This window comes from Streptomyces aculeolatus, assembly GCF_020400605.1.
Taxonomy (GTDB): domain Bacteria; phylum Actinomycetota; class Actinomycetes; order Streptomycetales; family Streptomycetaceae; genus Streptomyces; species Streptomyces aculeolatus.
Window position 1 is genome coordinate 1 of record NZ_JAINRD010000064.1, and the last position, 1,919, is coordinate 1,919.

General features: G+C 72.3%; 1 protein-coding gene and 1 pseudogene. Both read right to left on the bottom strand.

Features of this window, described 5'->3' with window-relative positions; all coding sequences use genetic code 11:
* A pseudogene (locus LG396_RS38700) lies at positions 1-948 on the bottom strand (glycoside hydrolase domain-containing protein); the annotation flags it as partial.
* A gap of 71 nt (positions 949-1,019) precedes the next feature.
* On the bottom strand, positions 1,020-1,919 hold a 900-nt coding region (locus LG396_RS38705; protein ID WP_225798295.1), incomplete at its 5' end, for a polysaccharide lyase family protein.

The following is a 1,919-nucleotide window of genomic DNA, read 5'->3' on the forward strand; positions in this document are numbered from 1 at the left end:
GGCGGCCTTCACCGCGTCGAAGTCCCAACCCGGCAGCTCGGTCTCCAGGTTCCGCCGCGCCCCCGCCACGCCCGTGAAGGAGAGCGCGACCTTCACCTGCACCTGCTCGCCCGCGTCGAGGCGGCCGTAGCGGACGTAGAAGCCCGCGCCGTCGCCCTCGACCTCGTCGACCGCGGCGCCGCCGTCGGCGAGTTCGCCGCCGGCCCAGCCGTGCATGGAGTCGAAGGCCCGGTCGAAGCGGATGCTGAAGAACAGCTGGTTCCTGTGCGCGGGGTAGCTGGTGCCGTGCTGGAAGACGTAGCCCTCCACCTCGCGGTCGTTCCGCCTGGTGATCCGGGCGTCCTTCATGATGGCTTCGCCCAGCGTCCCGCCGAGGTTGACGACGATCTCGCCCGGGCCGGCGCCGTCGTACGTGTAGCGGTGCAGGCCGACCCGGTCGGTGCAGGTCAGCTCGGCGGTGATGCCGTAGCGGTCCAGGTGCAGCCGGTGGTAGCCGGGTTCCGCCACCTCGCCGACGTCGTGGTTCACGTGCGACTGCCAGCCGGTGTCGCCCTCCAGCTTGGGGACCTCCTCGCCCGACGTGGGCATCACCTGCACACCGGAGATCTGCCAGCAGTGGATGTGGCTGAAGCCCTTGACCTGGTTCTCCTTGCGCATGTAGCCCGTTCCCCACGTCGCGTGGGTGCTGGTGTCCGGGCGCAGCTTGACCAGGCCGAAGGGGTTGCTGGCCGACTGGAAGAAGAAGAACCGCCCCCGGTCGGCCTCCACCCAGGGGTTCACCAGTTTCACGTAGTCGCGTCCCGCCTTCCCCGCGGCGCCCGCCCCCGGCGCGTCGGCCCAGGCGTTGCCGGAGCCGTAGGCGCTCACCACGCCGGCGCCGAGCATTCCGCCGGTGGACAGCAGGAGGCGGCGGCGGGACATTCCGGCGTCGGCTTTCCTTGCAGGCATGGCAAACCCCTGTCGGTCGTTCGGTCACGGTTGACGAGCTGAACGCGCTGGTCCTGCACGGTGGAGTGCGGCTACGGCGCTTCCCGGACGGCGAGGGCGTCGTAGACGATCCAGGAGCCGGCTGTGCTGGTCAGGGTGAGGGTGTTCCGGCCGGTACGGAGCCGGTCTGCGGGGAGGGTGACGTCGAAGGTGGTGGGGCGGATGTCCCCGCCGGCTCCGTCGCCCCAGTGGAAGCCGTCGCCGCCTCCGCCGGGCAGGTTGACGGTGGTGTCCGGGCCGTCGTTGAGCGTGAGCCGCAGCGACGTTCCGGACTCCTGGGTGTCGACGAGCCAGGCGGTGAGGGCGAGGTCGGTGGCGGGCGGCTGGTCGAGGTCGAAACGGAGGGTGAAGGTGTGCGGTTCGGCGCCGGCCCAGCCGTCGCTGGGGCCGGGGTGGATGTAGCTCCACGCCGTGGCGGGATCGCTGGAGCCGACGGTGAAGTCGACGCCGTCGGGGAAGGCAGTCGTGAAGTCGCCGAAGCGGTCCGGTGCCAGCGCGAACTCCCCGGTGGCCAGGTCGACGGTGCCGAGACGGGCGACGACCCGGTGGACGGTGGCGGCGGGCCGGTGGTCGGCGCCGCCCCATCCGCCCCGGGCCAGCACCGTGAGGGTCTGCGGACCGGCGGCATCCTGCGGCGGGGTGACGGTGAAGGTGGTGGTGGCGCTCGCGCCGCCGGGGACCCGCACCGTGCGGGTCGCCGGCTCGACGTGCCAGCCCTCGGGGGTCCGCAGCGAGACATCGGCGTCGAGCTCCTGGGCGTCGTTGCCGGTCAGCCGCACCTGGAAGGTGACGGGGGCGGCCTGCGGCAGGTGCAGCTCCGCCGGTTCGGTCGACACCGACACCGCCGGTGCGACGTGGAGGTACGCGATGGCGTCGGGCAGTTCGGTGCCGTCGGCGGCCTGCCCGGAGATCGCGATGCGGTGCAGCCCTTG